This is a genomic window from Mixta sp. Marseille-Q2659 (assembly GCF_940807255.1).
Taxonomy (GTDB): Bacteria; Pseudomonadota; Gammaproteobacteria; order Enterobacterales; family Enterobacteriaceae; genus Mixta.
Window position 1 is genome coordinate 36,240 of sequence record NZ_CALNWY010000020.1, and the last position, 22,616, is coordinate 58,855.

At 55.8% G+C, this 22,616-nt stretch carries 21 protein-coding genes and 4 tRNA genes; 13 read left to right on the forward strand and 12 right to left on the reverse strand.

Going from position 1 to position 22,616, the window contains the following annotated elements:
- Positions 1-85: 85 nt before the first annotated feature.
- Positions 86-1,387, reverse strand: a complete 1,302-nt coding sequence (locus P3C52_RS14335) for an anaerobic C4-dicarboxylate transporter (protein WP_275555652.1) — start codon at positions 1,385-1,387, stop codon at positions 86-88.
- A gap of 112 nt (positions 1,388-1,499) precedes the next feature.
- Complete coding sequence (aspA, locus tag P3C52_RS14340) at positions 1,500-2,936, reverse strand: aspartate ammonia-lyase (RefSeq protein ID WP_275555653.1); 1,437 nt, start codon at positions 2,934-2,936, stop codon at positions 1,500-1,502.
- A 377-nt stretch (positions 2,937-3,313) separates the two neighbouring features.
- Between aspA and P3C52_RS14345 the strand changes: the two genes are divergently transcribed.
- The 4 genes from P3C52_RS14345 to P3C52_RS14360 all read left to right on the forward strand — a co-directional run bounded on the left by P3C52_RS14345 (position 3,314) and on the right by P3C52_RS14360 (position 6,519).
- The gene (locus P3C52_RS14345; protein ID WP_275555654.1) at positions 3,314-3,775 is read left to right on the forward strand and encodes an FxsA family protein; all 462 of its coding nucleotides are present in this window, start codon (positions 3,314-3,316) and stop codon (positions 3,773-3,775) included.
- Positions 3,776-3,993: 218 nt separating this feature from the next.
- A complete protein-coding gene (locus P3C52_RS14350) occupies positions 3,994-4,287 on the forward strand; it encodes a co-chaperone GroES (protein ID WP_275555655.1) in 294 nt (97 codons plus the stop codon).
- A 46-nt stretch (positions 4,288-4,333) separates the two neighbouring features.
- The gene (gene groL, locus P3C52_RS14355; RefSeq protein ID WP_275555656.1) at positions 4,334-5,980 is read left to right on the forward strand and encodes a chaperonin GroEL; all 1,647 of its coding nucleotides are present in this window, start codon (positions 4,334-4,336) and stop codon (positions 5,978-5,980) included.
- Positions 5,981-6,171: 191 nt separating this feature from the next.
- On the forward strand, positions 6,172-6,519 hold the full coding sequence (locus P3C52_RS14360; protein WP_275555658.1) for a DUF4156 domain-containing protein: 348 nt from the start codon (positions 6,172-6,174) through the stop codon (positions 6,517-6,519).
- Between the two features lie 130 nt (positions 6,520-6,649).
- Here P3C52_RS14360 and P3C52_RS14365 read toward each other — a convergent pair whose 3' ends face one another.
- Both P3C52_RS14365 and epmB read right to left on the reverse strand, forming a co-directional pair.
- A complete protein-coding gene (locus P3C52_RS14365) occupies positions 6,650-7,072 on the reverse strand; it encodes a DUF1090 domain-containing protein (protein WP_275555659.1) in 423 nt (140 codons plus the stop codon).
- A 100-nt stretch (positions 7,073-7,172) separates the two neighbouring features.
- On the reverse strand, positions 7,173-8,201 hold the full coding sequence (gene epmB / locus P3C52_RS14370) for an EF-P beta-lysylation protein EpmB (protein WP_275555660.1): 1,029 nt from the start codon (positions 8,199-8,201) through the stop codon (positions 7,173-7,175).
- A 40-nt stretch (positions 8,202-8,241) separates the two neighbouring features.
- Between epmB and efp the strand changes: the two genes are divergently transcribed.
- Both efp and P3C52_RS14380 read left to right on the forward strand, forming a co-directional pair.
- Positions 8,242-8,808 carry an elongation factor P gene (gene efp / locus P3C52_RS14375; protein WP_275555661.1) on the forward strand — a complete coding sequence of 189 codons (567 nt, stop codon included), beginning with the start codon at positions 8,242-8,244 and terminating at the stop codon, positions 8,806-8,808.
- A 178-nt stretch (positions 8,809-8,986) separates the two neighbouring features.
- A complete protein-coding gene (locus P3C52_RS14380) occupies positions 8,987-9,121 on the forward strand; it encodes an entericidin A/B family lipoprotein (protein ID WP_275555662.1) in 135 nt (44 codons plus the stop codon).
- A gap of 69 nt (positions 9,122-9,190) precedes the next feature.
- Here P3C52_RS14380 and P3C52_RS14385 read toward each other — a convergent pair whose 3' ends face one another.
- Entirely contained in the window at positions 9,191-9,742 is a 552-nt protein-coding gene (locus P3C52_RS14385; RefSeq protein WP_275555663.1) for a lipocalin family protein, read from the reverse strand.
- A gap of 188 nt (positions 9,743-9,930) precedes the next feature.
- On the opposite strand from P3C52_RS14385, the gene P3C52_RS14390 reads away from it, so the two are divergent.
- Positions 9,931-11,382: a flagellin gene (locus tag P3C52_RS14390; protein ID WP_275555664.1), complete on the forward strand. Its 1,452-nt coding sequence runs from the start codon at positions 9,931-9,933 to the stop codon at positions 11,380-11,382.
- Positions 11,383-11,384: 2 nt separating this feature from the next.
- Here P3C52_RS14390 and frdD read toward each other — a convergent pair whose 3' ends face one another.
- From frdD to frdA, 4 genes are read right to left on the reverse strand one after another with little or no spacing between them, the layout of a single operon-like run.
- The gene (frdD, locus tag P3C52_RS14395; protein WP_275555665.1) at positions 11,385-11,738 is read right to left on the reverse strand and encodes a fumarate reductase subunit FrdD; all 354 of its coding nucleotides are present in this window, start codon (positions 11,736-11,738) and stop codon (positions 11,385-11,387) included.
- Between the two features lie 9 nt (positions 11,739-11,747).
- Positions 11,748-12,143, reverse strand: a complete 396-nt coding sequence (gene frdC, locus P3C52_RS14400; protein WP_275555666.1) for a fumarate reductase subunit FrdC — start codon at positions 12,141-12,143, stop codon at positions 11,748-11,750.
- 10 nt (positions 12,144-12,153) lie between these two features.
- Entirely contained in the window at positions 12,154-12,885 is a 732-nt protein-coding gene (locus tag P3C52_RS14405) for a succinate dehydrogenase/fumarate reductase iron-sulfur subunit (RefSeq protein WP_275555667.1), read from the reverse strand.
- A complete protein-coding gene (gene frdA, locus P3C52_RS14410) occupies positions 12,878-14,668 on the reverse strand; it encodes a fumarate reductase (quinol) flavoprotein subunit (RefSeq protein WP_275555668.1) in 1,791 nt (596 codons plus the stop codon). The genes P3C52_RS14405 and frdA overlap by 8 nt, the downstream gene beginning before the upstream one ends.
- 209 nt (positions 14,669-14,877) lie before the next feature.
- On the opposite strand from frdA, the gene epmA reads away from it, so the two are divergent.
- A complete protein-coding gene (epmA, locus tag P3C52_RS14415; RefSeq protein ID WP_275555669.1) occupies positions 14,878-15,855 on the forward strand; it encodes an elongation factor P--(R)-beta-lysine ligase in 978 nt (325 codons plus the stop codon).
- Positions 15,856-15,934: 79 nt separating this feature from the next.
- Here the strand turns inward: epmA and mscM are convergent, their stop codons facing one another.
- The 3 genes from mscM to rsgA form a co-directional block, all read right to left on the reverse strand.
- Positions 15,935-19,261 carry a miniconductance mechanosensitive channel MscM gene (mscM, locus tag P3C52_RS14420; RefSeq protein WP_275555670.1) on the reverse strand — a complete coding sequence of 1,109 codons (3,327 nt, stop codon included), beginning with the start codon at positions 19,259-19,261 and terminating at the stop codon, positions 15,935-15,937.
- Between the two features lie 9 nt (positions 19,262-19,270).
- The gene (asd, locus tag P3C52_RS14425; protein WP_275555671.1) at positions 19,271-20,170 is read right to left on the reverse strand and encodes an archaetidylserine decarboxylase; all 900 of its coding nucleotides are present in this window, start codon (positions 20,168-20,170) and stop codon (positions 19,271-19,273) included.
- Positions 20,171-20,274: 104 nt separating this feature from the next.
- Entirely contained in the window at positions 20,275-21,330 is a 1,056-nt protein-coding gene (gene rsgA / locus P3C52_RS14430) for a small ribosomal subunit biogenesis GTPase RsgA (protein ID WP_275555672.1), read from the reverse strand.
- 150 nt (positions 21,331-21,480) lie between these two features.
- Between rsgA and orn the strand changes: the two genes are divergently transcribed.
- The 5 genes from orn to P3C52_RS14455 all read left to right on the forward strand — a co-directional run bounded on the left by orn (position 21,481) and on the right by P3C52_RS14455 (position 22,560).
- Positions 21,481-22,023 carry an oligoribonuclease gene (gene orn / locus P3C52_RS14435; RefSeq protein WP_275555673.1) on the forward strand — a complete coding sequence of 181 codons (543 nt, stop codon included), beginning with the start codon at positions 21,481-21,483 and terminating at the stop codon, positions 22,021-22,023.
- Positions 22,024-22,175: 152 nt separating this feature from the next.
- A tRNA-Gly gene (locus P3C52_RS14440) sits at positions 22,176-22,251 on the forward strand.
- Positions 22,252-22,281: 30 nt separating this feature from the next.
- Positions 22,282-22,357: transfer RNA gene (locus tag P3C52_RS14445), tRNA-Gly, on the forward strand.
- A 26-nt stretch (positions 22,358-22,383) separates the two neighbouring features.
- Positions 22,384-22,459 (forward strand) — tRNA-Gly (locus P3C52_RS14450).
- Positions 22,460-22,484: 25 nt separating this feature from the next.
- Positions 22,485-22,560, forward strand: a tRNA-Gly gene (locus P3C52_RS14455).
- The last annotated feature ends 56 nt before the right edge of the window (positions 22,561-22,616 follow it).

Consider the following 22,616-nt stretch of genomic DNA (forward strand, 5'->3'; position numbering starts at 1 on the left):
GGCAATCATAGCACGAGCCGATGTGGATATTTTTGACAGGCGGTGAACAGACGTAACCCGGCCGCAGCCGGGTTAGCGCAAACCGCTAAAGGAATAAATGTCCGAACAGGAAGCCGAACGCCACCGACAGCACAATTGCCAGCGTGCCGGGGATCAGGAACGAATGGTTGAAGACAAATTTGCCGATGCGCGTGGAACCTGTGTCATCCATTTCTACCGCCGCCAGTAGCGTAGGATAGGTTGGCAGAACAAACAGCGCGGAAACGGCGGCAAAAGAGGCGACGGCGGTGATCGGTGATACGCCCAGCATCAGCGCGGCAGGCATCAACGCCTTGGTGGTCGCCGCCTGGGAATAGAGCAGGGTAGAAGCGAAAAACAGCACCAGCGCCAGCATCCACGGATAGTTGTTCAGCAGCTCGCCGGCCAGCGTTTGAATATCGTCGATATGGCCTTTTACAAAGGTATCACCCAGCCAGGCGACGCCCATGACGCAAATACAGGCGCTCATGCCCGATTTAAAGGTACTGGCGCTCAGGATTTCACTGGTGTCCACCTTACAGCTCAGGCAGATCAGCGTGGCGATGGTCAGCATAAAGACCACAATCGCTTCATTGCGCGGCAGCAGCGGATTTTGAATCAGGCCAACATTATCGCTAATCGCCGTGGCGTAAAGCATGACCGCGACAATGCCGATCAGGAACAGCAGCACCGAACGTTTTGCGCCGGGCTTCTCTGCAAAAACCTGTGAGCCACGCAGCGTCACTTCGCCTTTTGCCAGGCGCGCCTGATAAATCGGATCGTCCTGTAACTCTTTCCCCAGGAAATTGGTTACCAGCGCCGCCACGAATATCGCCGCCATGGTGGAAGGTATCGCCACCGCCAGCAGCGCCAGATAGCCGATGCCGCGCGGCTCCAGAATGCCCGCGAAATAGACCACCGCCGCGGAAATAGGCGAGGCGGTAATGGCGATTTGCGAAGCGACCACCGCGATAGAAAGCGGACGCGACGGGCGCACGCCTTGCTCTTTCGCCACCTCGGCAATTACCGGCAATGTGGAGAATGCGGTGTGGCCGGTGCCCGCCAGCAGGGTCATGCAGTAGGTAACCAGCGGCGCCAGGAAGGTGACGTAGCGTGGGTGCTTACGCAGCAGGCGCTCGGCCAGGCTGACCAGATAATCCATACCGCCTGCGACCTGCATCGCGGCGATAGCGGCGATCACCGCCATAATAATTTCGATCACGTCGAAAGGAATGGCGCCAGGCTTCATCTGGCACAGCAGCGTCAGAACCAGCACGCCGAGGCCGCCTGCAAAGCCGATACCGATACCGCCCAGCCTGGCGCCCAGATATATCGCCAGCAGAACGATAATCAGCTCTAACCCCACCATAATTTGACTCCTTAAAAGAATGCTAAAAAGTAGTTAATAGTTTGTATTTTGCGGCAATAAAAAAGGCACGTCGCTCAGAAAGCAGACGTGCCTGTTAAATTACTGATCTGACTTAGTTTTCATTTTCATCGGTATAGCGTTTTGCTTTATACGCTGGCCGCATCAGGTTAGGTACGGAAAATATCTCATCCAGCTCTGCTTCGGTAAGCAGACCGCGCTCCAGCACCACTTCTCTGACGCTTTTACCGGTTTCCGCACAGACTTTTCCGACAATATCACCATTATGGTGGCCAATGTAAGGGTTTAAGTAGGTCACAATGCCGATAGAGTTAAAGACGTAAGCTTCGCAGACCGCTTTGTTGGCGGTAATGCCATTAACGCATTTTTCCAGCAGGTTATAACAGGCGTTGGTAAGTAACTGAACAGACTCAAACATCGCCTGGCCGATCACCGGCTCCATGACGTTTAGCTGGAGCTGACCCGCTTCGGCGGCCATGGTTACGGTTGTATCGTTGCCGATAACTTTAAAGCAGACCTGATTGACCACTTCCGGCACTACCGGGTTCACTTTGGCCGGCATAATCGACGAGCCCGCCTGCAGTTCCGGCAGGTTGATTTCGTTCAGGCCCGCGCGCGGCCCGGAGGAGAGCAGACGTAAATCGTTGCAGATTTTCGACAGCTTCACAGCCAGACGTTTCAGGGCGGAATGCACCATCACATAGGCGCCGCAGTCGGAGGTCGCTTCGATCAGGTCTTCCGCCGCCGTCACCGGCAGGTTGCTGACTTCCGCCAGTTTTTCTACCGCCAGCTGCTGATAACCATCCGGCGTATTCAGGCGCGTGCCGATAGCCGTTGCGCCGAGGTTCACTTCCAGCAGCAGCTCGGCGGTGCGGGTGATGTTTTTAATCTCTTCTTTCAGCAGCACATTGAAAGCGTGAAATTCCTGGCCCAGCGTCATCGGTACCGCATCCTGAAGCTGCGTACGGCCCATTTTCAGAATGGTTTCGAACTCGACCGCTTTACGCTCAAAGCCTTCTCCAAGCTGCGCGATCGCATCCAACAGTTTCAGAATAGAGGTGTAAACCGCGATGCGGAAACCAGTAGGATACGCATCGTTGGTGGACTGACATTTATTCACATGATCGTTGGGGTTCAGGTACTGATATTCCCCTTTCTGATGTCCCATCAGTTCAAGACCGATATTCGCCAGCACCTCGTTGGTATTCATATTTACCGAGGTTCCCGCGCCGCCCTGATAGACATCAACCGGAAACTGATCCATACATTTGCCGTTATTCAGCACTTCATCGCAGGCCTGAATAATGGCGTTGGCAATGTTGCGCGGAATCGTTTGTAACTCTTTGTTGGCTAATGCCGCTGCTTTTTTCACCATTACCATGCCGCGCACAAATTCTGGAATGTCGCTGATTTTGTGGCTGCTGATACAGAAATTCTCAATCGCACGCAAAGTATGAACGCCGTACCAGGCATCCGCCGGAACTTCGCGCATGCCTAACAGGTCTTCTTCGATACGAATGTTATTTGCCATGGGAACCTTCTTGTTAGAGCTACCGGTTACATCATTACGGGTGATGCGTTCATCGTGTCGGATAGAGCCAGCGCCGGAATATGTATCCCTGACTGCCGGGCAGCACGATCATAGGCTGAAGCAACAGAAATATCTGAGTACAGATCGCGTTTCAGATAAAAGCTGAAGGATTACCAGCTCTGTGGTGTGATCATAATCGCAAAATTGTGGCGGGTGGGAAAAATCCGGCGCGATGGTTGAAAAATAACGCGCCGATACCCATCTCAGTAACTTATGCGGACCGCATAATGAACGCGCCGCAAAGCGCTTTGCGCGTTTAACCTTAAGAATATTGCCGCTGCGCCGCAGGCGTGGCGGCCCGACCAAAGGAGAATACGGTGCGCTGGTTACCGTTATTAATACTGTTTTTATTCGCCTGGATTGAGATTTCCCTGTTTATTCAGGTGGCGCATGTGATGGGCGTGCTGCTGACGATGCTGCTGGTGATCTTTACCTCCTGCATCGGCGTATCGCTGGTTAAAAACCAGGGCGTAAAAAACTTTATGCTGATGCAGCAGAAGCTGGCGCAGGGCGAAAGCCCGGCGGCGGAGATGATCAAAAGCGTGTCGCTGATTATCGCTGGTTTCTTGCTGCTGTTGCCCGGCTTCTTTACTGACTTTCTCGGCCTGCTGCTGTTGCTGCCGCCGGTACAAAAACATCTTACGCTGAAGCTGATGCCGCATCTGCGCGTCTGGCGCGGGCCAGGAGCGGGCCCCGACAGCGGCTATACTATGGAAGGCGAATACGAACGCAAAGAGAGCGATCGTATCGGCCACGATAAAGATCGCGAGGATCGTTAATTTTCCTGATAAAGGGCGACGGCAAACAGCCGCCGCCCTTTTTTCTTCAGCCGGTTAGCCGGCTCGGCAGATTCACCCCAAACAAAAATTTTTTTTCATTGTGCCCCTTGAAAGCGATTGGCACTGTCCCTATCTCTTGAGCCACGAGGCCGGAAGCCCATAAGCCCGGCATTCATCCCAAAAATGACTGATTGGACTTCTCAAAGGAGAGCTATCAAATGAACATTCGTCCATTGCACGATCGCGTTATCGTCAAGCGTAAAGAAGTTGAATCCAAATCTGCTGGCGGCATCGTTCTGACCGGCTCTGCGGCAGCTAAATCTACTCGCGGTGAAGTATTGGCTGTCGGCAATGGTCGCATCCTGGAAAACGGCAGCGTGAAGCCGCTGGATGTCAAAGTGGGCGACGTTGTGATTTTCAACGAAGGTTACGGCGCTAAAACCGAGAAGATCGACAACGAAGAAGTACTGATTATCTCTGAGAGCGACATTCTGGCAATCGTTGAAGCCTGATTACGCGTAAACCACATCGAACATACGAATTTAAGGGAAATTTCAAATGGCAGCTAAAGACGTAAAATTCGGTAATGACGCTCGCGTAAAAATGCTGCGCGGCGTAAACATCCTGGCAGACGCAGTTAAAGTTACCCTGGGCCCGAAAGGTCGTAACGTGGTTCTGGATAAATCTTTCGGTGCGCCGACCATCACTAAAGATGGCGTCTCCGTTGCACGTGAAATCGAACTGGACGATAAGTTCGAAAACATGGGTGCGCAGATGGTGAAAGAAGTTGCCTCTAAAGCGAACGACGCTGCGGGCGACGGTACCACCACCGCAACCGTGCTGGCTCAGTCCATCGTTAACGAAGGCCTGAAAGCTGTTGCTGCGGGTATGAACCCGATGGATCTGAAACGCGGTATCGATAAAGCAGTTATCGCCGCTGTGGAAGAGCTGAAAACCCTGTCCGTACCTTGCTCTGATTCCAAAGCGATCGCGCAGGTAGGTACTATCTCTGCTAACTCCGACGAGTCCGTAGGTACCCTGATTGCCCAGGCGATGGAAAAAGTGGGCAAAGAAGGCGTTATCACCGTTGAAGAAGGCACCGGCCTGCAGGACGAGCTGGATGTGGTTGAAGGTATGCAGTTCGATCGTGGCTACCTCTCCCCTTACTTCATCAACAAGCCGGAAACTGGCGCTGTAGAACTGGACAGCCCGTTCATCCTGCTGGTTGATAAAAAAGTTTCTAACATCCGTGAACTGCTGCCGGTTCTGGAAGCCGTTGCTAAAGCAAGCAAGCCGCTGCTGATCGTTGCTGAAGACGTAGAAGGCGAAGCGCTGGCAACGCTGGTGGTGAACACCATGCGCGGCATCGTGAAAGTGGCTGCGGTGAAAGCACCGGGCTTCGGCGACCGTCGTAAAGCGATGCTGCAGGATATCGCTATCCTGACTGGCGGTACCGTTATCTCTGAAGAGATCGGTATGGAGCTGGAAAAAGCAACGCTGGAAGATCTGGGTCAGGCGAAACGCGTTGTTATCAATAAAGACACCACCACCATCATCGATGGCGTGGGCGAAGAAACCGCTATTCAGGGCCGTGTTTCTCAGATCCGTCAGCAGATCGAAGAAGCGACCTCTGATTACGACAAAGAAAAACTGCAGGAGCGCGTAGCGAAACTGGCAGGCGGTGTAGCCGTACTGAAAGTGGGCGCAGCAACTGAAGTTGAAATGAAAGAGAAGAAAGCGCGCGTTGAAGATGCCCTGCATGCAACCCGTGCTGCGGTAGAAGAAGGCGTGGTTGCTGGTGGTGGCGTGGCGCTGGTGCGCGTTGCTGCGAAAATCGCTGAGCTGAAAGGCCAGAACGAAGACCAGAACGTCGGTATCAAAGTTGCGCTGCGCGCAATGGAAGCTCCGCTGCGTCAGATCGTGGCTAACGCCGGTGAAGAGCCGTCTGTGGTTGCGAACATGGTTAAAGCGGGCGACGGTAACTACGGTTACAACGCAGCGACCGAAGAATACGGCAACATGATCGACTTCGGTATCCTGGATCCAACCAAAGTGACCCGTTCTGCGCTGCAGTACGCTGCTTCCGTTGCCGGTCTGATGATCACCACCGAATGTATGGTGACTGACCTGCCGAAAGAAGATAAAGGCGACTTAGGTGCTGCTGGTGGTATGGGCGGCATGGGCGGTATGGGCGGCATGATGTAATTGCCCCCAACGGCTTAAGTCATCTCAACCCCCTGTCAGAAATGGCAGGGGGTTTTTCTTTTGTTGCTGAAAAAGGTATAAGTAAACGCGCAGTCTTATACTGAACGTTTTGCGGCAAGGGATGTTTAAGAAAACACATGCTTTTCTGATACGCTCGAACCGGATACTGACGATAATAAATGAGGAATCACATGCGGATTAATGTCTTGCTGGGGCTTTCTGCGGCAGCGCTGCTGCTGGCGGGTTGTAGCACCTCTAAAGAGCTAAGTGCAGCCGGAGAGCGCGTCACCTTTACCGATCAGCAGCCGGCTCAGACGTGTCAGTTACTGGGTGAAATCACCGGTAGCCAGAGCAACTGGCTCAGCGGCGCAGGCGGTGAAAACAGCTCGCTGCGCGGCGCAGCTAATGACTTACGCAATCGGGCAGCTGAAATGGGCGGCAACGTCATTTATGGTGCCACCAGCCCAACGCAAAATATTTGGTCAAGCTTCGCACCGCTTGACAGCAAGATGACCGGCCAGGTTTATAAGTGCCCGTAACCATCTGAAGCCTGTTGCGTTATTCCGGCGCCTTTTCAGATTAACGCCGGTTTAACGCCCTGTTTATTCAGCCTCTTCGCTTAACAGCGGTTTTCCTGTTTTCCTGCTGGCCTGATGCGTTTTAATGTGCTTATTTTTGTAGTGCGGCCTGCTCAGCGCGCGCCTGCGCCAGTTCCTGTTTTATTTCCTGCAGGTCAGCCTGTTTTTCACGAATTTTGCGCTGATACTTCGCCATTTTGTCCTGCTTGCCTTCAGCCTGTGCTTCACGTAAATCCGCTTCCGCTTCGCGAATATCTGCCTGCTTTTCTTCCAGCTTTCTCTCCAGTTTGGCAACATCCTGTCGCGCATCCGCCAGCACGCTGTCATGCGTACAGTGCGCGTTAACCTCCGCCAACGCCTGCTTCAGGCCATTAACCTTTGCGCTGTTATTGTAATGCTGGGCAATATCCATCTCTTTTTGCAGAGCGGCGCGTTTCGCAGCGCAATCCTCAGCGTGCGCCATATTCATCGTGCCGGCCAGAATGAGAGTGGAAATCAGGGTGAGCTTTTTCATCGTAACTCTTTGTACGAAAGTAATTATCTGCTTATCTGTAAGCAGCGGCAGGATCTCTGCCAGAGGGCGTCCGGTAAACAGTCTGTTACCGGGCAGGTTTTCAGGATTGCCTGAGCTGTAAATCGAGCGGCGTTTTGCTGGGTTCGCCGCCGATTTCACGCGCCAGCTTCGGCACCATATAGCCGGAAACCAGCGCCAGCAGCTCACGCATAATGGTGCGCGCCGTCTCATCGGAAACATAGAAATGCGCCGCGCCCTGCACCTTATCCAGCACATGCAGATAATAGGGCAGGATACCGGCATCAAACAGCGCATTGCTAAGCGCCGCCAGCGTCTGCGCATTATCATTAATGCCGCGCAGCAGCACGCTCTGATTCAGCATGGTTACGCCTGCGCGTTTGAGCATCACTACGCCGTGGCGCAACGCATCATCAATTTCCTGCGCATGGTTAATGTGCGTCACCATTAACACCTGTAACCGCGAGTTGGCCAGCCGCTGGCAAAGTCCTTCGGTAATGCGCGCCGGGATCACCACCGGCAAACGGCTGTGAATACGTAGCCGTTTCAGATGCGGGATCGCTTCCAGTTCGCCGATCAGCCAGTCCAGCTCATGATCCTTTGCCATCAGCGGATCGCCGCCGGAGAAAATGATCTCATCCAGCTCCTGATGATCGCGAATATAATCCAGCGCCCGCTGCCAGTTGCGCTTGTTGCCCTGATTCTCCTGATAGGGAAAATGGCGGCGGAAACAGTAGCGGCAGTTTACCGCGCAGCCGCCTTTTACCAGCAGCAGCGCCCGGTTTTTATATTTATGCAGCAGGCCCGGCACAACGCTGCTTTGCTCATCCAGCGGATCAACACTGTAGCCTGGCGTATCGATAAACTCCTGCCGATCGGTGATCACCTGCAGCAGCAGCGGATCCTGCGGATCGCCTTTTTTCATGCGATCTGCAAACGCGCGCGGCACGCGCAGGGCGAAAAGCCGCCGCGCATCGGCTCCGGCAGAGAGCTGAGGATACTGATCCAGCGCTAAAAAGCGTAGTAATTCATGGGGTTCAGTGATGACGTCTGCAAGTTGATGCAACCATTCTTCTCTGGATGGGGTATTTAGGGTTACAATGTGTGCCATTTTTTTGGCTAAGTACCAGTATTAATTGTAGAGGGCCTTTATGGCGACTTATTCTAGCAACGATTTTCGCAACGGTCTCAAAATCATGTTCGAAGGCGAACCTTACGCTATCGAATCCAGTGAATTTGTTAAACCGGGCAAAGGTCAGGCTTTCGCACGCGTTAAAATGCGTCGTCTGCTGACCGGCAAGCTGATTGAAAAAACCTTCAAATCTACCGACTCCGCCGAAGGCGCTGACGTGGTTGATATGAACCTGACTTACCTCTACAGCGACGGTGAGTTCTGGCACTTCATGAACAATGAAACCTTCGAGCAGCTGGCTGCCGATGAGAAAGCGGTAGGCGATAGCGCAAAATGGCTGCTGGATCAGGCTGAATGCATCGTTACCCTGTGGAACGGTAGCCCGATCGCCGTTACGCCGCCGAACTTCGTCGAGCTGGAAATCGTTGATACCGATCCGGGTCTGAAAGGCGATACCGCGGGTACCGGCGGCAAACCAGCTACGCTGACTACCGGCGCGGTCGTGAAGGTTCCGCTATTCGTGCAGATCGGCGAAGTGATCAAAGTTGACACCCGCTCTGGCGAATACGTATCTCGCGTAAAATAAGCGAACATGCTTCACGTATGAAATGACGTTTCGTACGTGCAATAAGCAGCGAAGAGGCGCATCCAACGGATGCGCTTTTTTATTGCCCGCCATTTCCTTTATCGCAACGAGCAAGCTAATAATTTCGGTCTATGCTTTAGTTACTGTACTTTCAACAGTAACCAACAAGGAAATGGCTATGTCTAAGAAAAGTATTGTCGCAATTTTTTCCGCTTTAATTCTTTCAACGCTGCTTTCTGCCTGCAATACCACGCGCGGCGTGGGCCAGGATGTTGAAGCGGGCGGCGAGGCGATTCAGCGCAGCGCTCAGTAATATGAACGGTGCGGAACGCGGTTCCGTACCGGCATTTTACCTATCTCGACCTTCACGCCTGCCTTAACATTAATTTCCCGCCTGCGGTGCCGTGGCGCCATCCTGTTTTACCCAGATCAGCTTATCGACCGGGAAACCGGCCTGCCGCGCCTGCTCCGTTAGCCGTTGCTTAACGGAATCGTCCAGCTGCGGCGTGCGTGACAGAATCCACAGATAATCGTAATTCGGTCCGCATATCAGCGCGTAGCGATACTCTTTATCGAGCGCGATAACATTGTAGCCGCCATAGAAAGGCCCAAAGAAAGAGACCTTCAGCGCCGCACGCTGCGGCGAGCCGGTAAAGTACGCCTTGCCGATACTCTCTTTCCAGCGCTGTTTCTCCGGGCTGTAGCCGCGATTAATCACTTTCAGACCGCCATCGTCGCGCTTGCTGTAGGTGGCGGTGACATGGTCCAGACCGCGCTCGAAGCGGTGATCGAGCCGCGCGATTTCATACCACTGACCGAGATAACGATCGGCCTCAAAATTTTCGACCACCGTAACGTTTTTCGGCGGCGTCGTGCTACAGGCCACGGAGAGCAGGGCGCCAACGCTGGCCATAAAGGTTTTCCATAATTTCATCGTGCTTTCCTGATAAGTTTGAACAGTTTAAGTATAGATAGTGAATTCAATGCCGCATCAGAAATGCAGCCGTAACGGGCAAAGCCTTGTCGGCCCTGGTCGTAAGCGAATGTAAACCTGCTAAAGCGGCTTGTTTTTACGCCGATAACCCTTCTACTCAAGCAACAGTCAATGAAGAATTCCTTATCATGGCGACCATTTTTACCAATCTGTTATCAGCCAACGTGCTGAAAAATCAGGCAAAGGACGCCTCACAGCTTAGCCAGGCGCTTACGCGTCTTTCTTCAGGGCTGCGCATTAACAGCGCGAAGGATGACTCTGCTGGTCAGGCGATTGCTAACCGCATGACGGCGAATCTCGGCGCGGACACGGTTATCGGACGTGGACTTGATGATGGTATCAGCCTGTCAGAAACCGCCGACGGCGGCCTGGATTCGATTTCTCAACTGCTGATCCGTGCGAAAGAGCTGGCGATCCGTTCAGTGAACGACGCGTTATCAGATAGCGATCGGCAGAGCCTGCAGGATGAATTCCAGCAAATTAGCGCCACTATCGATCAAATTGCTGGCAATACTGAGATTTTCGGCAAATATCCGCTGGCGCCTGCGGTCGCAGAGCTGCCGGTACAGTTAGGAAACGTCGCGCCAGCCAGCAGCAAATTTCCGGTAGCAGGCGCTAACTACGGTTTTACCTCTGGCATTGTTTCGCTGGCCTACATTCCGGCGGGCGCGACCAATATTGCGATGCGCATCGATTCTTACTCTTATGATGATGACATCCAGATTTTTACCCGCGACGGCAAGCATTTGGTGGGCACGCCGCTGCAGGGCAGCGATCCTGATTCTACCTGGGCCAGTAAAGGGATCACCAGCGCCGCGCAGGCCGACAGCAGCGTCATCACTGAAGCCAACGGCTTCCTGCCGAATGCCAGCTACGATGACAGCACGTTGGTACAGGGCGGCAGCAGTTACGATATTAACGGTAGCGCCACACAAAATTATAACGGGATGACCATTACCTATAGCGGCGACGGCGACCGTTATGAAGATGCCTCTACCGGCGGCTATAACGACGGCACCGTTTCCAGCACCAATACTCAGGAGCGCATCACGATTGATAACGTGACCGAAGACCTGGTGGTGATGGTGGTCGGCAATGGCTCTTTCTCCGCACGCATGACCTGGGGAAATATGCCGACGCCAACCTACACGCCCGCAGAGCCGGTCAAGGTAAGCAGCGCCACGCAGATCGTGACCAGCGCTAACTTTGGTGATGAACTGAAAACCAAAACTATCGAGCCGACGCCTTCTGACAGCGCCTCTTTAGGGCTGGCTTCCACGCGCCTTAACCCGAAAGATGAGGCGAGCAGAGCATTGGGCGCGCTGGATAAGGCGCTGGATACCGTTAACGGCTACCGGGGTGAATACGGCAGCACTATTAACAGCCTGGAATCGGCAAAGGCGACGCTCTCCGCGCAGACGCTGGCGACCACGGCGGCACGCAGCCGAATTATGGATGCGGATTACGCGCTGGAAGCGAGCAATATGACGAAGGCGCAGATTATTCAGCAGGCCAGCAATGCGGTGCTGGTTCAGGCGAACCAGCAGCCGCAGATAATGTTGTCGCTGTTGAAAGGATGATTTTACAGCGTGACGACGCCGATAGCGGCAATAATCGTCAGGATAGCGGCAAAGCCATAAAACCACCATTTACCGGCGGGGATCCTGAACTGAAGATCGTGCGCGCCATGATGCAGACGATGCAGCGCGCACCACAGCGGCAAAACGATAGCCAGGAAAATCAGCCCGCGTCCAACAATGCTGCTGGCGAAACCGCTAATACGCGCATAGCTTAAGGCTTCCTCCGGCCACCAGCCCAGCGGCAGCAGCAGGCCAACCAGCAGAACCAGCACCGGCGACACCACGGCTGCCCACATGCCGCCCGCGCCAAACATTCCCCAGAACAGCGGCTCATCCGATCGTTGTGGTTGCTGCATGTTTCCTCCTTACGCTTTCAATGCCAGCCATAGCACGACCAGCATCACGATTAGCGTGACGATCCACAGTGCGATAATGATGGGCTGCGGCTTTAGCTTCTCATTTTTGACCATAATAATGGCCGCCTTCGGTGCCAGCTCAAACCAGGTTTTGCTGTGCAGCAGCGCGGCGGCGAGCGTTGCCAGATTTAACAGCAGCACGATCGGATGCTGGAGAAAACCGACAAAGCTTTGCCACGACTCCGGGCCGTCTTTCAGCGCATACAGGCCAAACAGCAGCTCCAGGCTAAACCACAGCGCCGGAATAGCGGTTCCTTCGCGCAGCATATAAAAGCGATAGAATCTCAACTGCCGCCACCAGTTTGCGGAAACCGGTGCCCGATAAGGTTTGCGTTTACTTAACATCAAAAGCTCCTTAGCGCGGTCTTAGCCGGGCAATCAGATAATCCTTTGCGCTTTCGACCTTGCCCTGCTGGATAGCGGCTGCCGGATCGACATGTTTTGGGCACACTTCCGAGCAAAAGCCGACGAAGGTGCAGGGCCAGACGCCGTTGTCGCCGTTTAATAACGGCATCCGTTTCGCCTTTCCGCGATCGCGACTGTCAAGGTTATAACGGTGCGCCAGCGCGATAACCGCCGGACCGATAAACTGCGGGTTCAGGGCAAACTGCGGGCAGGCGGCGTAACAGAGGCCGCAGTTGATACAGCCGGAAAATTGATGGTAGCGCGCCATTTGCGCTGGCGTTTGCCGGTTGGCGCCCTGTGCCGGAACGCGAGGATTATCAATAATGTAGGTCTTAATCGCCTCCAGGCTTTCAATAAAGTGGCTCATATCCACCACCAGATCGCGTTCCACCGGAAAATTCGCCAGCGGCGCGATGCGCAAACCGTCCGGGTAATCACGCAGAAAAGTTTTACAGGCGAGTTTCGGGATGCCGTTGACCATCATGCCGCAGGAGCCGCAGATCGCCATCCGGCATGACCAGCGCCAGGCAAGATCCAGCGCCAGATGATCTTTGATATAGCCCAGCGCATCCAGCAGTGAGGTCTGTTCATCCCAGGGAACGGAAAAATGTTCGTCGTGCGGCGCGTGGTCCTGCTCCGGGTTGTAGCGCTGCACGGTCACATTCAGGGTGGACTTAGTCATGAGGCGCCTCCTGAGCCTGTGCGGCCTCCGCCTCGGCACCGTAAAGCCGCTGCGCCGGCGGAAGACGGGTAATGTTTACCGGCGACGTCTCGATGCGTGGCGCGCCGTCGCCGTTGAAAAAGGTCAGCGTATGGTGCAGAAAGTTTTCGTCGTCGCGCTGGCGGCAGCCTTCATCCAGCCGCTGATGCGCTCCGCGCGACTCTTTACGCTGCATGGCCGCGTGCGCCATACACTCGGCAACGTTCAGGCTATGTTCCAGCTCCAGGCTGTAGAGCAGTTCGGTATTGAAAACACTGCTGCTGTCGCTGATATGCAGACACTGATAGCGCGCTTTTAGCTCTGCCAGCTTGTCGATGGTGCGCTGCATCAGTTCCGGCGTGCGATAGATGCCGCAACCTTCCTCCATGCTGCGTCCCATCTCATCGCGCAGCGTTGACCAGCGCTCGTTGCCGGGCTGGTTAACCCGCGCCCGCAGTCGTTGCTCGACATCCTGCGCCTGAGCGCTCAACGCTTTTTCACTGGCGGCCTGGCTCTCCAGCGCGCGCTGCGCCGCCTGTTCGCCCGCCAGGCGGCCAAATACCACCAGTTCTGCCAGCGAATTAGAGCCCAGCCGGTTGGCGCCGTGCAGACCGATGGAAGCACATTCGCCAGCGGCAAACAGCCCCTGAATACGGGTTTCGCCGCGCGCGTCGGTTTCAATGCCGCCCATGGTGTAATGCGCCGTTGGCCGCACCGGAATGGGATCGGTTACCGGATCGACGCCGACATAGGCCTTGCTCAGTTCGCAGATAAAGGGCAGACGCTCGTGCAGCTTTTTCGCGCCGAGGTGGCGCAAATCGAGATGAACCACCTCGCCGCGCGCGCTGGAGATAGTGCGTCCGGCCTGTAGCTCATGCCAGAAGGCCTGCGAAACCTTATCGCGCGGGCCCAGTTCCATATATTTGTTTTTCGGCGCGCCGGGCGGCGTTTCCGGACCGAGCCCGTAATCCTGCAAATAGCGATAGCCATGCTTATTCACCAGAATGCCGCCTTCGCCGCGGCAGCCTTCCGTCATCAGAATGCCGGAGCCGGGCAGGCCGGTGGGATGGTATTGCACAAATTCCATATCCCGCAGCGGAACGCCGTGGCGCAGCGCCATGCCCATGCCGTCGCCGGTGACAATGCTGCCGTTGGTGTTGTAGCGGTAAACGCGCCCGGCGCCGCCGGTCGCCACCACGACGGCGTTGGCGCGCAGCGTTACCAGCGTGCCCTCCATCAAATTCAGCGCTACGACGCCGCCGATACGGCCATCATCCACCAGCAGATCGAGAACGAAATGTTCATCGAAGCGGCGGATCTGCGGATATTTTAACGAGGTCTGGAACAGCGTATGCAGCATATGGAAGCCGGTTTTGTCGGCGGCGAACCAGGTGCGTTCGATTTTCATCCCGCCGAAACGGCGCACATTAATGGTGCCATCATCTTTGCGGCTCCACGGGCAGCCCCACTGTTCCAGCTGAATCATCTCCTGCGGACAGTGCTGGACGAAGTAATCCACCACGTCTTGCTCGCACAGCCAGTCGCCGCCTGCGACGGTATCGTGGAAGTGCGCATTGAAACTGTCATGTTGTTGCGTAACGGCGGCGGAACCGCCTTCGGCAGCCACGGTGTGGCTACGCATGGGATAGACTTTTGACACAAGGGCGATGGATAACTGAGGATGAGCTTCGGCTGCGGCAATCGCCGCCCGCAAGCCCGCGCCGCCCGCGCCGACAATCACTAAATCGGCCTGAATGCTTTGCACTGCTACCTCCCTCGAACGCTATCTAACTCTTTAGGGTTATGCAGTATATGCCAGCTCAGCGGACGCAAAATTGATGTACTCAGGTATTCAGGTGGGAAAGCGTGCGTAAGCGAGCAGAAGGAAATATGCTGGTTTTATCGGCAGAGGTTTGTCTGATGTCGGCGATACGAGTAGACTGCATCCCCTTGTTTGACTGAGGAGTAAACCCCATGAGCGAGACGGCAAGCTGGCAGCCGAGCGCACCCATCTCTAACCTGTTGAAACGCGCGAAAATCCTGGCGGAAATTCGACGTTTCTTTGCCGATCGCGGCGTACTGGAGGTGGAAACCCCGGCGATGAGTCAGGCTACGGTAACCGATATTCATCTGGTCACCTTCCAGACCCGCTTTGTCGGACCTGGCGCATCGCAGGGGTTAGATCTCTGGCTGATGACCAGCCCGGAATATCATATGAAGCGTCTGCTGGCGGCAGGCAGCGGGCCGATTTATCAGATGGGCCGCAGCTTCCGTAATGAAGAAGCGGGGCGTCATCACAATCCCGAATTCACCATGCTGGAGTGGTATCGCCCGCATTACGATATGTACCGCCTGATGAATGAGGTGGACGATCTGTTGCAGCAGGTGCTGGAGTGCCCGTCAGCGGAGTCGCTCTCTTATCAGCAGGCGTTTATTCGCCATCTGGAAGTGGACCCGCTCTCTGCCGATAAGGCGCAGCTGCGCGCCGTTGCAGAAAAGCTCGGCGTTGGCGATCTGGCAAATGCTGAGGAAGATCGCGACACGCTGCTGCAGCTGCTGTTTATGCTGGGCGTGGAGCCGAAGATCGGCCAGGAAAAACCGACCTTTATCTATCATTTCCCGGCCACCCAGGCGGCGCTGGCGGAGATCAGCACCGAGGATCACCGTGTGGCGGAACGCTTTGAGGTCTACTTCAAAGGGATCGAATTAGCGAATGGTTTCCGCGAGCTGACCGACGCGCGCGAACAGCGTCAGCGCTTTGAACAGGATAACCGCCGCCGCGCCGCACGCGGCCTGCCGCAGCAGCCGATCGATAATAACCTGCTGGCGGCGCTGGAGCATGGAATGCCAGCCTGTTCCGGCGTCGCGCTCGGCGTCGATCGCCTGGTTATGCTGGCGCTCAAGGCCGAGTCGCTCAGCGAGGTGATCGCCTTCCCGGTCGATCGCTGCTGATAACAAAGCGGCCTGCTGTTTAAGGCAGGCCGCGTTTAACATTTCCTCTCCAGCGGTTTAAACCTCCCGCCGCTGAGCGCTACAGCCCACCCGATTTAAAGGTACGAGCCGCAGGCGCGCCGTTACTGGCAGGCGTGCGTTTTGCTGCCGTCTCCATTCGCACCTGGAACGGCGGGAACGGCATTTCAATATTATGTTCGCGGAAGCCCTGAAGAATCAGCTGATGCAGTTCATGGCGCAGCGGCATACGATGACCCATCTCCGCCGCGTGAATACGCAGTTCAAACAACTGGATGCCCTGCTGTAAATCTACCAGGAACACCTCCGGCACCGGCGTATCCAGCACGTAGCTACAGCGTTCGCAGGCGCGTTTCAGAAGGGTCGTGACCTGCTCGCTGTCCACACCCGCCGGAGCCGGTACGGTAAGCACTACGCGCGTCACCGAATCGGACAGCGACCAGTTAACAAACTGCTCGGTAATGAATGCCTTATTCGGCACGATAATCTCTTTGCGATCCCAGTCGGTAATGGTGGTGGCGCGCGTATTAATGCGCGTAATGCTGCCGGTAAGATCGCGGATGGTTACCGTATCGCCGATACGAATCGGCTTCTCAAACAGAATAATCAGGCCGGAAATAAAGTTAGCGAAGATCTCCTGCAAGCCAAAGCCCAAACCAACACCGAGCGCCGCGACCAGCCACTGGAGTTTCGACCACTCAATGCCGATCATCGAGAAGCCCATCAGGCCGCCAATCAGCAGCAGCAGATATTTCGTCAGCGTCGTGATGGCGTAGCCGGTGCCGGGCGTCAGGCTGAGATGCTGCAACAGCGCCAGCTCCAGCAGGGCGGGCATGTTGCGTACCAGCTGCGTGGTAATAATGAAAATCAGAATAGCGATCAGCACCGAGCCCAGCGTAATCGGATGCAGGCTCTCTACGCCCTGTACCGTGCTGCTGGCATCCCACAGGCGGATGTTTTCCAGAAAGGCGAAGGCAGAATGAATTTCCGACCACAGTACGATAACCGAGAGCAGGGCGATTAGCGTCAGAATCGAACGTACCAGACGCAGCGACTGCGCGCTGATGGCGTCCAGATCGATAACCGGTTCATCCACTTCCACGCCGTCCACGGTGTACGTCGTCGCTTCTTCTTCACCGCGTGCGCGGTGCGCCAACATATCGGCGCGGCGCGCACGAGCGCGATCGAAGGCGATGCGTCGGCGCTGAATCAGCATCCAGCGCCGGATAATATGGTAAATCACCAACAACAGGAACCAGATGGCGACCGAAGTCTCCAGCCGCGCCAGCAATGCCTGCGCCGTCGCCAGATAGCCGATGCAGGAAGCTGCTGCCGCTGCCAGCGGAATACAGATCAGGATATTCCATAGGATGCGGTTGATAACGTTATCGCCGCTGCCTTCATTATCCAGGTAGAGTGGGATTCCGGCGCGCTTCAGGCTGACGGTTACCAGGCTGAGCGCGCCGCAGATCAGGATAAAACACAAACGTCCGAGCGTGGCGGAAAACTGGCGATCTTCCAGATTTGCGAAGGTGATCAGCAGCATTATCAGCGGTACAACCAGGCCGATGCAGAGCGAGTAATAACGCATCGCGCGCGCCACCCGCAGCTGTGGCCAGCGGAAATGAACCACGAACAGCCCGTTAGGGCGCGCAAAGGCGGCGCTGATCATAAAAGCCCACAGCAGCGGCAACGTGGCGGTGACACCATCGCCGATGGCGACGGCGACCGGATAAGGCCAGGCATGCTGTAAGCCAAAGCCGAAGGCGGCCCACAATACCGGCAACGGTACGGCCACCAGAATGGACCAGAAAACGGTGCGCAGCGTCAGGGTAAAGTGATCCTGCGTAACCTTGCCAACGCGCCCGGCGGCCCGCGCCAGAAAGGCGCTGTAATGACGCCGCGAACTAATGCTGAAGCCCACCAGCAGCAGCGCGCCCAGAATCGGCAGGATGGTTTCGCGGCTGGTGACCATCATCATTACTGCGCCACCCAGCTGGCCCAGCGTATCCAGCGACAGCAGGCGCGTCAGATCGCGCGCCACGTCCAGGGGATAGCTCAGACTCAACGGATTAACGTCGGCGGTCCAGAACAGATAGCGGTGCGTCGCCTCTTTAATTTCTTTTAGCGCGTCTTCCAGCTGGCTGTTAGCGACCTTCAGTTTGGTTACTTCCAGAATCAGGGTATCGCAGCCGGAAATCAGCGAACTGAGCAGCTCGCGCTGGGTTTTGATCTGTGCGTCAAGAATGCGGCGTTGCTCGCTGGTCAGCGGCTCGCCGTTTTCCTGTTTCAGCTGGCGCAACTGCTGCTGGTTGCTCAGCAGATCTTCATAATGCAGACGCTGGACACGCAGCTGGCCCATTTCGCTGTCCAGTTGCTGCGACTTCGGCATTTCCGGCAGGCGCGCAACCTGCGCGCGCAGCGCTTCGCCAAGCAGATTTGACGCGCCAAGCCACTGCGACTGTTCACGAATGGTGCTGAGCGCCTGACGAACCTGAATCGTTTGATTGGTCGCCTGACGCTGCTGCGAGGCGATAAGGTCAAGACGCTGCGCCTGCTGATTCAGCGCGGCGGAAAGCTCGCGGTTAACATGAAACTGCTCGGTGATCGGCGGTGGCAGATCGCCGCTGTTTTCCGCCAGCTGTTCGGTACGCGCCAGCGCCAGCTCCGCTTCGTGCTGACGCAGGCCGTTCAGCCGATTGCGCAGCGCCTGCAAATAATCATCCAGCTGCTCCGCTTTCTTCTGATGCACTTCGGCGCGCATCCGCGCCAGCTCCTGACGGTTATTGGCCGAAAGCTGCGCCAGCTCCAGTTCGTCAACGCGAGCTTTTAAGGCTGCCGCTTCTGCCTGGCGCACATAGCTTTGCGCCTGAGCCAGCGCGCCGGTGGCGGAGGAGGGGCCCTGCAAACCGCGTTCGCTTTCGCTTAATGCCCGACGCGCTTCGGTTTGCTGCTGCGGCAATTGGCCCAGCGAATCGCTAATCTCTCTGGCTCGATCTTGTTCCTGCTGCGCCTGACGGCCTTCTTCCAGCAGCTGGCTGCTGATTTGCAGGATCTCCTGATCGAGTTCGGCGCTGTTCATGCCGCTGCGCACCGTATGACTGCTCTCATTCAGGCTGGCGATCTGCTGGCGCAGTTCACGCGCCAGTTTGGGGAAATCATCGATAACCTGCTGATACTGTTTGGCGCGATCCAGCGATTCATTGCGCGCGTCAATTGCGCTCAGGGCCGATTCCAGCGTCTGCACCAGTTCGGCCTGAGCCGGCGAGGTTTTCCCGGATTTTGCCTGCTCTAATTCCTGGCGTACCTGCGCCGCGTCAGGCGCGCTGGCGGCGAAGGTGGGCAGGGTGAGCAGAGAGAGAAAAATTAAAGCGAGGAGCTGTCGCACAGTAGGATCTTATTCGTGATGTAAAACGGTTTCCGCGTCGGTGCGCTGTAGCGCCATCGCCATTGGCTGACCGAGACGCGTTTTGGTTTCCGCTTCCAGGCTTTCCGCCAGCTTAATGCGGCCCGGCGCGAACAGGTTAATCACCGTCGAACCCAGCTTGAAGCGACCCATTTCCTGACCTTTCAGCAGCACAACCGCGCCTTCGGCGTCGGCGCCCGGCCAGCTCCAGCGTTTGATGACGCCTTCACGCGGCGGCGTAATGGTACCGGCCCATGCGGTTTCAATGCTGCCAACAATAGTCGCGCCCACCAGAATCTGCACCATCGGCCCGAATTCGGTATCGAAATAGCAGATAACGCGCTCGTTACGGGCGAACAGGTTAGGGATATTGCGTGCGGTCAGCGGGTTTACCGAGTAGAGGTCGCCCGGCACGTAGATCATTTCACGCAGAATGCCGTTGCACGGCATATGCACGCGGTGATAATCGCGCGGCGCCAGATAGATAGTCGCGAACTCGCCGTCGCGGAACTGGGCCGCCATCTGACGATCGCCCGCCAGCAGCGCTTCCAGTGAATAGGTGTGGCCTTTCGCCTGAAAAATGGTGTCGCCATCGATATGGCCGAGCTGGCTGATGGCGCCATCCACCGGCAGCACCAGCAGATTAGGATCGGCATCAATCGGACGCGCTTCGTCGCGCAGCGGGCGGACGAAAAAGTCATTGAAGGTACGATAGCTGGCGGTGTCCGGCTTTTGCGCCTCGGACATATCGACCCGGTAGAACCAGACAAAAATATCAATCACTGCTTTGGTCAGCCAACCGGCACGCTTGCCGGCCGCCCAGCCAGCCAGCTCGGTGAGCCATTTTTTAGGGAGCAGATGATTCAGGCCGAGTTTAATTGAATCCAACACGTTAGCCTCCTGGCTTAATCACACGACGTTGAAGAAAAAGGGGGCGAATTGTAGCAGCGCCAGCCGGTTAAGGCTAACGCGCCGATAATGCCATAACCGCAGCATTAATCTTCGCTGTTGCCGAAGTTTTTACGCGTTTTTACCTGCGCCATGCTTTCCAGAATACGATGGTAGTTTTCAAAGCGCGTTTCGTCGATTTGCCCATTCTCCACCGCTTCGCGGATTGCACAGCCGGGATCGGTATCGTGCTTACAGTCACGGAACTTGCAGCCGCCTAAAAACTCACGGAATTCGACAAAGCCCTGGGTAATTTGTTCCGGCTCCAGGTGCCACAGACCAAACTCGCGCACGCCCGGTGAATCAATCACGTCGCCGCCATGGGGGAAGTGATAGAGACGCGAGGCGGTGGTGGTATGCTGGCCTAAACCGGAGACGTCGGAAACGTCATTGGTGAGAATAGTTTGGTTGCTGAGATCCAGACCCAGCAGCGCGTTAAGCAGGCTCGATTTTCCGACGCCCGACTGGCCGGCGAAAATGCTGATGCGACCGGTCAGCGCCGCTTCCAGCTCGGCGAGGCCCGCTTTTGCATAGCTGGACACCATCAGCACGCGGTAACCGATGCGGCGATAAATCTCCATTTGTTCATCAACGAAGGCGCGGCCTTCATCGTCAAGCAGGTCGGTTTTATTCAGGACCAGCAGCGGCTCGATGCCAAGCGTTTCGCTGGCGACTAAATAGCGATCGATAATGTTCAGCGACAGCTCAGGCACGATGGCGGAGACGATAATAATCTGATCGATATTGGCGGCGATCGGTTTGATGCCGTCATAGTAGTCCGGGCGCGTCAGGACGGAATGGCGCTCATGCACCGCTTCCACAATTCCTTTAACCGTGGCGCCGCCTTCGACGCCTGGCCGCCAGAGAACGCGATCGCCGGTGACCAGCGAGCGAATGGTGCGACGAATATTGCAGCGGTGAACGGCGCCCGCGCTATCTTCAACGTCGGCGTGCATGCCGAAGCGGCTGATGACAATGCCATCCTGCGCTTCGCCAAACAGGCTGTCATCGGGTTCAGGCTTTTCCGCTCGCTGCTTTAATCGACGTTCATGGTTAGCGTTGACGCGACGCTGCTGGCCTTTAGACAGTTTATTTTTACTCACTCTTCCTCACAGGCATTGGGACGGTTTCGCCTCGTTGGGCAAAACGTCTATGATACACCCTGGGCGGAATTACAGCGAGTGACGCGGCGCGGCTTTGCGCGGGCTCCCGCTTTCGCCCCATTAATCAGATTGCCAACTGCGGGATAAAACATGGGAAACGAAAACAATCTTATCTGGATTGACCTGGAAATGACCGGGCTGGATCCAGAGCGCGATCGCATTATCGAAATTGCGACGCTGGTAACGGACGCCGATTTAAATATTCTGGCGGAAGGGCCGGTGCTGGCGGTACATCAGAGCCCGGAACAGCTGGCGCTGATGGATGAATGGAATGTGCGCACTCATACCAATAGCGGACTGGTCGAGCGCGTCAAAGCCAGCCCCTACAGCGATCGCGATGCGGAGCTGGCTACGCTGGAGTTTTTACGGAAGTGGGTGCCTGCTAACACTTCTCCTATTTGCGGCAACAGCATCGGTCAGGATCGCCGTTTCCTGTTTAAATATATGCCGGAGCTGGAAGCCTATTTCCACTATCGCTATCTGGATGTCAGCACGCTGAAAGAGCTGGCGCGCCGCTGGAAGCCGGATATCCTGGCGGGCTTTAAAAAAGCGGGCACCCATCAGGCGCTGGACGATATTCGTGAGTCGGTGGCGGAGCTGGCTTATTACCGTACCCATTTCTTACAGCTGTAGCAGATAAAGCGGCTAAAAAAGGAACAGGTTGCCGCTTAAATCAGCAATTAAAGCGAAAGCGCAAATTTTTGCCCTTGAGGGCTTGCAGGGTAAAAGTTTTCTCGTATAATGCGCTCCCCGTACCGATGAAGAATTTCACGTCGGCTACGAATGCGGGAATAGCTCAGTTGGTAGAGCACGACCTTGCCAAGGTCGGGGTCGCGAGTTCGAGTCTCGTTTCCCGCTCCAAAAAATTTGTGTAGTACCCGGTAACACCAAGCGGGAATAGCTCAGTTGGTAGAGCACGACCTTGCCAAGGTCGGGGTCGCGAGTTCGAGTCTCGTTTCCCGCTCCAAATCGGTGTTCTCCGTTTCTTTCCGGGCGGGAATAGCTCAGTTGGTAGAGCACGACCTTGCCAAGGTCGGGGTCGCGAGTTCGAGTCTCGTTTCCCGCTCCAGATTCTTCGATTTACCTACTTCTTTGCGGGAATAGCTCAGTTGGTAGAGCACGACCTTGCCAAGGTCGGGGTCGCGAGTTCGAGTCTCGTTTCCCGCTCCAAATTTTATCTGCACAATATAATTATCCACAGCGGCAACGCCTGTCTGTTGTGCCGA

What these genes read in the sequence shown, in the direction of transcription:
- P3C52_RS14335 (WP_275555652.1), bottom strand. Translation starts at nt 1,387, where the DNA reads ATGGTGGGGTTAGAGCTGATTATCGTTCTGCTGGCGATATATCTGGGC.
- aspA (WP_275555653.1), bottom strand. Translation starts at nt 2,936, where the DNA reads ATGGCAAATAACATTCGTATCGAAGAAGACCTGTTAGGCATGCGCGAA.
- P3C52_RS14350 (WP_275555655.1), top strand. Translation starts at nt 3,994, where the DNA reads ATGAACATTCGTCCATTGCACGATCGCGTTATCGTCAAGCGTAAAGAA.
- groL (WP_275555656.1), top strand. Translation starts at nt 4,334, where the DNA reads ATGGCAGCTAAAGACGTAAAATTCGGTAATGACGCTCGCGTAAAAATG.
- P3C52_RS14360 (WP_275555658.1), top strand. Translation starts at nt 6,172, where the DNA reads ATGCGGATTAATGTCTTGCTGGGGCTTTCTGCGGCAGCGCTGCTGCTG.
- P3C52_RS14365 (WP_275555659.1), bottom strand. Translation starts at nt 7,072, where the DNA reads ATGAAAAAGCTCACCCTGATTTCCACTCTCATTCTGGCCGGCACGATG.
- epmB (WP_275555660.1), bottom strand. Translation starts at nt 8,201, where the DNA reads ATGGCACACATTGTAACCCTAAATACCCCATCCAGAGAAGAATGGTTG.
- efp (WP_275555661.1), top strand. Translation starts at nt 8,242, where the DNA reads ATGGCGACTTATTCTAGCAACGATTTTCGCAACGGTCTCAAAATCATG.
- P3C52_RS14380 (WP_275555662.1), top strand. Translation starts at nt 8,987, where the DNA reads ATGTCTAAGAAAAGTATTGTCGCAATTTTTTCCGCTTTAATTCTTTCA.
- P3C52_RS14385 (WP_275555663.1), bottom strand. Translation starts at nt 9,742, where the DNA reads ATGAAATTATGGAAAACCTTTATGGCCAGCGTTGGCGCCCTGCTCTCC.
- P3C52_RS14390 (WP_275555664.1), top strand. Translation starts at nt 9,931, where the DNA reads ATGGCGACCATTTTTACCAATCTGTTATCAGCCAACGTGCTGAAAAAT.
- frdD (WP_275555665.1), bottom strand. Translation starts at nt 11,738, where the DNA reads ATGCAGCAACCACAACGATCGGATGAGCCGCTGTTCTGGGGAATGTTT.
- frdC (WP_275555666.1), bottom strand. Translation starts at nt 12,143, where the DNA reads ATGTTAAGTAAACGCAAACCTTATCGGGCACCGGTTTCCGCAAACTGG.
- P3C52_RS14405 (WP_275555667.1), bottom strand. Translation starts at nt 12,885, where the DNA reads ATGACTAAGTCCACCCTGAATGTGACCGTGCAGCGCTACAACCCGGAG.
- epmA (WP_275555669.1), top strand. Translation starts at nt 14,878, where the DNA reads ATGAGCGAGACGGCAAGCTGGCAGCCGAGCGCACCCATCTCTAACCTG.
- orn (WP_275555673.1), top strand. Translation starts at nt 21,481, where the DNA reads ATGGGAAACGAAAACAATCTTATCTGGATTGACCTGGAAATGACCGGG.